The organism is Pseudomonas sp. SST3 (assembly GCF_003325755.1).
The window spans coordinates 1-6800 of the sequence record NZ_QORI02000062.1 but is presented as its reverse complement, the minus strand read 5'-3'; the positions used below and the strand labels follow the sequence as shown (position 1 = coordinate 6800).

3 protein-coding genes and 3 pseudogenes are annotated in these 6800 nt (G+C 59.7%); 4 read left to right on the top strand and 2 right to left on the bottom strand.

Features of this window, described 5'->3' with window-relative positions; translation table 11 throughout:
- Positions 1-1407: pseudogene (locus DQ405_RS23195) on the top strand (cobyric acid synthase); the annotation flags it as partial.
- Between the two features lie 211 nt (positions 1408-1618).
- On the opposite strand, the gene DQ405_RS23190 reads toward DQ405_RS23195, so the two are convergent.
- Complete coding sequence (locus DQ405_RS23190) at positions 1619-2920, bottom strand: IS4 family transposase (protein WP_168426289.1); 1302 nt, start codon at positions 2918-2920, stop codon at positions 1619-1621.
- Between the two features lie 404 nt (positions 2921-3324).
- Between DQ405_RS23190 and DQ405_RS23185 the strand changes: the two genes are divergently transcribed.
- Positions 3325-3816, top strand: a complete 492-nt coding sequence (locus tag DQ405_RS23185) for a GNAT family N-acetyltransferase (RefSeq protein ID WP_014718149.1) — start codon at positions 3325-3327, stop codon at positions 3814-3816.
- Positions 3817-4148: 332 nt separating this feature from the next.
- On the top strand, positions 4149-4547 hold the full coding sequence (locus tag DQ405_RS23180; RefSeq protein ID WP_102667052.1) for a hypothetical protein: 399 nt from the start codon (positions 4149-4151) through the stop codon (positions 4545-4547).
- A 121-nt stretch (positions 4548-4668) separates the two neighbouring features.
- Here DQ405_RS23180 and DQ405_RS23175 read toward each other — a convergent pair.
- Positions 4669-5863 (bottom strand): annotated as a pseudogene (locus DQ405_RS23175) (TPM domain-containing protein).
- 132 nt (positions 5864-5995) lie between these two features.
- Between DQ405_RS23175 and DQ405_RS23170 the strand changes: the two are divergent.
- Positions 5996-6800 (top strand): annotated as a pseudogene (locus DQ405_RS23170) (alpha/beta fold hydrolase); the annotation flags it as partial.

The window sequence follows — 6800 nt, the reverse complement described above, 5'->3', positions numbered from 1 at the left end:
CCTGGTGACTGCGCTGTGTCGCTGGCTGGTACGCCAGGGGGTCGCGGTGGCGCCGTTCAAGCCGCAGAACATGGCGCTCAACAGCGCGGTGACCGCCGAAGGCGGCGAGATCGGCCGCGCCCAGGCGGTGCAGGCCCAGGCTGCCAACCTGGCGCCCCATACCGACATGAACCCGGTATTGCTCAAGCCCAACAGCGACACCGGCTCCCAAGTGATCATCCATGGCCGTGCGGTCACCAGCATGAATGCCGTGGCCTATCACGACTACAAAGCCATTGCGATGCAAGCGGTGCTGGCCTCCCACGCGCGTTTGAGCCAGGCCTACCCGGTGGTGATGGTCGAAGGCGCGGGCTCACCGGCCGAGATCAACCTGCGCGCCAATGACATTGCCAACATGGGCTTTCGCCGAGGCGGTGGACTGCCCGGTGCTGTTTGATCGCGGACATCAACCGCTGGCGGCGTGTTTTGCCCATCTGGTTGGCACCCTGGAGCTGCTGTCGCCCAGTGAACAGGCGCGGGTCAAGGGCTTCATCATCAACCGTTTTCGCGGCGATATCGCGTTGCTGCAACCAGGGCTGGACTGGCTCGAAGCGCGCACCGGCAAACCGGTCGTCGGCGTGCTGCCCTACGTGATGGACCTGCACCTGGAGGCGGAAGACGGCATCGACCAGCGCCAGATCGACAAGGCCGCCCAGGTGCTCAAGGTGGTGGTGCCGGTGCTGCCGCGCATCAGCAACCATACCGACTTCGACCCGCTGCGCTTGCACCCCCAGGTGGACTTGCAGTTCGTCGGGCCGGGCCAGGCGATACCTGCCGCTGACCTGATCATCCTGCCGGGCTCGAAAAGCGTGCGCAGTGACTTGGCCTATCTGCGTGCCAATGGCTGGGACACCGCCGTGGCGCGGCATCTGCGTTATGGCGGCAAGGTACTGGGGATCTGCGGCGGCTTGCAGATGCTCGGCGAGCAGGTCCATGACCCGCTGGGTCTGGAAGGGCTCGCGGGCTCCAGTGCCGGCCTTGGGTTTGCTGGCGTTCAGCACCACCCTGGAACAAGAGAAACAACTGCGCAATGTGCGTGGGCGTCTGGTATTGGAAGATGCCGACGTCAGCGGTTATGAAATCCATGCGGGGGTGACCTGCGGCGCTGCCTTGGCAAGCGCTGCGGTCCTGCTGGACGATGGCCGCAGCGATGGCGCGCAGAGCCCTGATGGGCAAGTTCTAGGCACCTACCTGCACGGCTTGTTCGAGACCCCGGCAGCGTGCAGCGCCTTGCTGCGTTGGGCCGGGTTGCAGGAGGTGCAAGAGGTGGATTATCACGGCTTGCGCGAGCGCGATATCGAGCGGTTGGCGGACTTGGTGGAGCATCACTTGGACACCGATTTGTTGCGCAAGCTATGTGGGATCTGACGGTGCTCACACGACCCAACTGTGGGAGCGGGCTTGCCTGCGATAGCCATGTGTATCTACACAACGCTGTAGTGCTCAACGGTAACYACGATGCGAAGCGAGCCGCTCTTGCTCTTGATCTGCTTTTGATCTTGATCTTAGGCGCCCCATCAAACCACGCTGGCCGGAATTCAGGCTTTTCAAAAGTGAGCCGCTGTCAGAGCCAGCCCTTTCAAGGTCTTTTCGTCTTGGCAGCCTTGATTATCCGGTCCGTTGAAACATGCGCATTCACCGCGGTGCCTTTAACCCATGCTTTGGGCTTGGGTACCTTGGGGCCACGGGGGCTTTTCGCAACTTGTTTAGGTTGGATATTTCTGGCAAGCGCCAATAAGTGCTGAGCCAGTTTTTCCAACGGAATGACAGGAAGATGTTCCGAGGGCAGCGCAATCTGCATTCCCTCATATCCACTCCTGACCTGAACCGCTAAATGGTAAATCGAGGCTTCCCATCCTTCAGGCTGGGTATCCCGATGAGCCTGTTCAACACTGCGTTTGAGAACAGCCAGGACGTTGTAAGCCAATACCGCCGTTGCAAACCCCAGTAAGGCAGCCTTTGGGCTGCCAAGGGTTTCGATCTCACTTTCCAGGATCGCTTCCAGTCGCTGGAACATACCTTCAATGCTCCAGCGGCGGCGATACAGTTCGGCGATCTGTTGCGCACTGACGCTCTCAGGCAGGTTGCTCCAGAACATCAAGCTGCTGTCGCCGGAGTCCGTTGGCGAATGAAGCGTCAGTTCGACACGCCGACATTGGTAACCGCCTTTGACCTGGATGATCTGCTCACGCACAGTGCCAGTTTCCACAGGTACTGGCTCTTGCCACTCACCCTCTTGAATCAAGCGTGGATGCTTGGCTTGCTGACGAATGACAAAGCAAGTTTGGACTTGCTCACAAGCCTCCATAACCGGGAGCGTGCAATAAAGCCGGTCAGCCAGCCACACTTGGCCTGGCTCGGCATTGGCCAATAAAGGCAGCACACAAACGCGCTCGCTTGCGTAGGCATCCTCACACGCCTGAAGGTCGACGACCTGATCCAGATCGGGATCGTATGCAACAACCGAAAAACCGGGACGAGCGGCGCCGCGCTCGTTGCGTAAAGCTCCCAGACGTTTTTCAGTGGATGCCAGGTGATTACCGTCCACTACCCGAACCTGCCAACCCGGCAGCATCGCCGTGCAGCCCAGCTCCCGGATGGTTGGAGCCAGGCGCTGTGCACAGCCCGTAATCAGGGCGCGCAACAGAGCAGGCTCGGTACGACTGATCTTGTCGTAGAGAGCCGCCAGGCTGACCGGAAGGTCCTCCAGTTGTCGCGCGGCGGCGTGCAGAGATGGCTTCAAGCCCAATGAAACAAGGGACATTAGCTTGATGATGGTCGAGAACAATAGCTCACGAGAATACTGCCGTTGCCGGTGTTCTTCGAAAACCTGATCAATCCACTCGGGGGCAATAGCCTGCTGCAGCGCCAGTTTGGCCATGACACTGGCAGGTGCTTTTTTTTCGAAACGCGCTAGAACTTCCGCCCACATCGTTTAGGTACCCCCTGAATGAATTTCAGGGGATTTTACAGAAGACCTTGAAAGGGCTGGCTGTAAAAGCGGAACCCTAAGTGGCCGTTACCGCAGGAATGGATATGTACGCAATCAACTGTGTCGCCTGCCAGGCCGCCTTCGCAGGCAAGCCAGCTCCCACATTTGGATCGCGTAGGGTCAGATAGATAGGTGTCGGCCTTCAGGCCGTCATCGCAGGCAAGCCCCACAGTTTGATTGCGCAGCACCAAAGTTGAACCTCACGCTTCACCCGTCAGGGCCGGCCTTGCGGTGCCAAAGGTGCAAGGTTTCTCTATGATGTGGCCTTTCACTGAAAATCTCTGGAACGGCCCATGCCCACCCTCACCCTGCGCAACGCCCTGCCCACCGACGCAGCACGCTGCTTTGAAATCGAAACCAGCGCCTACGAGGGCGACGAAGCCGCCACGCTTGAAAAGATCACCACGCGTATCGCGCAGTATCCCGAGGGCTTTTTGATCCTGGAGGAAGATGGCGCAGTGGTGGGCTTCATCAACTCAGGGTGCGCCCATGAAGTGGTGATGTCGGACGAGGCCTTCAAGGAGTTGGTGGGCCATGTGGCCGAGGCACCGAATGTGGTGATCATGTCGGTGGTGGTCGACCCGGCCCATCAAGGCAAGGGCTATGCGAAACGGCTGATGACTGAGTTCGTGCAACGCATGCAGGCAATGGGCAAGCGCACCCTCCACCTGATGTGCAAGGCGCAGCATGTGCCGTTGTACCGAGCAATGGGCTACACCTACGTGCGCCCTTCGCCGTCGGATCATGGGGGTATGGCGTGGCATGAGATGGTGAAGACGCTTTAATGCAAGCCGTTTGCACGAGTGATTGCAAAAGTGTTTCCAAGCGTGAGGCAACCAAAAGACCTGCAACGACCGAATGTGTTTCGGTGAGTGAAAAGCTGGCACTGCGCTGCGCTATCTGACAGCCAGCCTGACTTTTCGGAGCGTGGGCCGGACTGCGCCTATAGCCTTTTGACTCACTCGAAAACCAACAACCTGATGCGGTTTCACGTTGTTACATCCAGCCAAAAACAGACCTCGTTGAGCGCCTGCCCCAGGCGCTGTAGCCTGCGAAACGCCCTGTCAGGGCCACCCTCTGACAGGGTCAATTTCCAAGCAATCAGAGAGGTGCAATCATGTCTTCAATCAATGGCTCCGCCCCATTCGTACCCGCGTACCAGCCCGCTGGCAAACACCCTATCGATAACGATGTACCGAGGAAAAACTCTCTGGACAAACAGGCTGGAGAAGATGCCGAAGTGTCCAATGGCAAGGGCGGCTGGAAAAACATTGGCAATGCGACGCGCGACCACGCCAACCGCACTCGGCTGGATCGCAATTTCTTGCCTTCAGACAAAAAGACCGTCGATGACGCCCAGGTCAATACCAGGGCTGGATATCACGGCACCGGCACCCTGCCCGCCTTCCCAACTTGGGATGACAAGGCCTTAAACGACTCCGCGTCCAATGCCCTGCGTGAACCGATCGACTTCGAAATAAAACCTGACGGCAACGGCGGTTGGACCAAGGCGTGACAACTCCACTGTCTAAGCCGCTTTAGCACTCAGGGCTTTGCCGAACAACCAGTACCCAGGGGCTTCACCCTCAAAGGTACAGTTCAGCGGTTGTTCCGCTATGGGACAGCCGCCGAGTCATCTACCAACTGCCGGAAGCCCCCCCGCCACCGCTGGAACCGCCACCGCCCGACGAACTGCTGCTGGTGCTGGAGCCGCTGGAACCTGAGCTGGACCCGCCGCCGGAGCCAGAACCTTCGCCGACCTTGCCAAAGATAATCAGCGCAACAAACGATGCGATAGGAAATGCCAGCAACCAGGCGTCGTGATCGCCGTCCATCACCTGCCCCGCCACCCCATACACGGCCACCGCCGCCAGCAGTCGTACGCTAAAACCTGCGCGGCTGGTGCGCCAGGTCTGCCTCATGAGCAGCACCAGCACCAGGTACAACCCCAGCACCACCAAGACGCCCAGGGGCCACAGCAACCAGTGGGTGAAACTGACGTCTACGTAATGGTTTGCCACCACCAACCCGAGGATGTAAGCCAGCAGCCCGATCACGCCGTAAAACAGCGTGCGCACCTGCCACAACGCGCCGAATAGCGCGCCGCCAATCAACAAGGTCAGCGGCATTGCAACGAGGAACATCGGCCAGTCCCGACCACCGGCCAATACCGTCAGCAACAGCGTGGCCGCAACTGCGATGATCAAAAGCTCTGCGCCAGTGCAACTTGCCAGCGGCGATCAGTGTACCGGCGAGCGCCCCCAGGACAAACGCCGCCAATATCGCGAAAAATTGCGGGTTGATCCCCGGCCCGGCCACTTCAGGCAGGTCGCCGCCGTCCACCAGGACCACCAGCGCGCTCACGCCTTGCTGGATGCCACCGGCAAAATCGCCCTGACGAAACGCTGGAGTGAGACGTTCTTCAATGATGCGATGGGCCAGCAGATCAGTGACGATGCCTTCCAGGCCATAACCCACCTCGATGCGCACTGTGCGGTCGGCTTTGGCCACCACCAGCAGGATGCCGTCGTTGACGTCCTTGCGCCCCAGCTTCCAGGCGCGGAACAGTTGGTTGGCATAGTCTTCGATGCCGCTGCTGCCGGTGGTCGGCACCAGCAATACGGCCACTTGCGCGCCTTTGCGTTGTTCAAGGTCGGCGAGTTGTTGCTTGAGGCGCAGCACGGTGCCCGAGTCGAGGGTATTGGTCAGGTCGATGACCCGCTGATCAAGGGCAACCCCAATCGGCGAGGTGTCCGCATGAGCGGCGATTAACAGGCTGGAAAACACCAGGGCCAGTAGGCTGAACACCGATTGCCGCACAAGCACGATCATGTATGGTTACCTGAAGTCTCTCCCTGAAGACGCCGACTTTACCTTATCTGCACGCAAACGCGTGACCCAGGGCCTGCGACTATCTAAACTGCCCACTAAGCTGCATAGCAATTAGCCATCCACGAGAACCCCATGGACCTACGTCACCGCAACAATATACATGTGATGGGCCACGGTCCCTCGACGCTGGTGTTTTCCCACGGCTTTGGTTGCAACCAGGCCATGTGGAATGCCTTGGCACCGCACTTTCTCGAGCGCTTTCGCGTGGTGCTGTATGACCTGGTCGGCGCCGGCCTTGTCGGACTTGAGTGCGTTCGACAAAACCAAATACAGCCGCCTGGATGGCTATGCCCATGACCTGAACGAGATTATCGACGCCTATGCCCAAGGCCCGGTGATTCTGGTGGGCCACTCGGTCAGCGCGATGATCGGCACCCTCGCCGACCGTTTCATCCCGCAGCGCATTGCCGCGCACGTGATGATTGGCCCATCGCCACGCTATATCGATACCGAGGAATATGTCGGCGGTTTCCAGCGCGACGACATCGACGACCTGCTCGACACCCTCGACAGCAACTACCTGGGCTGGTCCAGCGCCATGGCCCCGGTGATCATGGGCGCCCCGACGCAGCCGCACCTGAGCGAGGCGCTCACCGAGAGCTTCTGCCGCACCGAGCCGGACATCGCCAAGCAGTTCGCCCGCGTGACCTTTCTCTCGGATAACCGCCAGGATGTGTTCGGCCTGACCACCCCGGTACTCATCCTGCAATCGACCGACGACCTGATCGCCCCCGTGGCCGTGGGTGAATACCTGCACGCCGTACTACCTAACAGCACTTATTGCCTGGTCGAGAATGTCGGCCATTGCCCGCATATGAGCGCCCCCCAGGCGTGTGCAACGGCGATGGACCGGTTCCTGGCCCATTGGGCGGCTGCC

What these genes read in the sequence shown, in the direction of transcription:
- DQ405_RS23185 (WP_014718149.1), top strand. Translation starts at nt 3,325, where the DNA reads ATGCCCACCCTCACCCTGCGCAACGCCCTGCCCACCGACGCAGCACGC.
- DQ405_RS23190 (WP_168426289.1), bottom strand. Translation starts at nt 2,920, where the DNA reads ATGGCCAAACTGGCGCTGCAGCAGGCTATTGCCCCCGAGTGGATTGAT.
- DQ405_RS23180 (WP_102667052.1), top strand. Translation starts at nt 4,149, where the DNA reads ATGTCTTCAATCAATGGCTCCGCCCCATTCGTACCCGCGTACCAGCCC.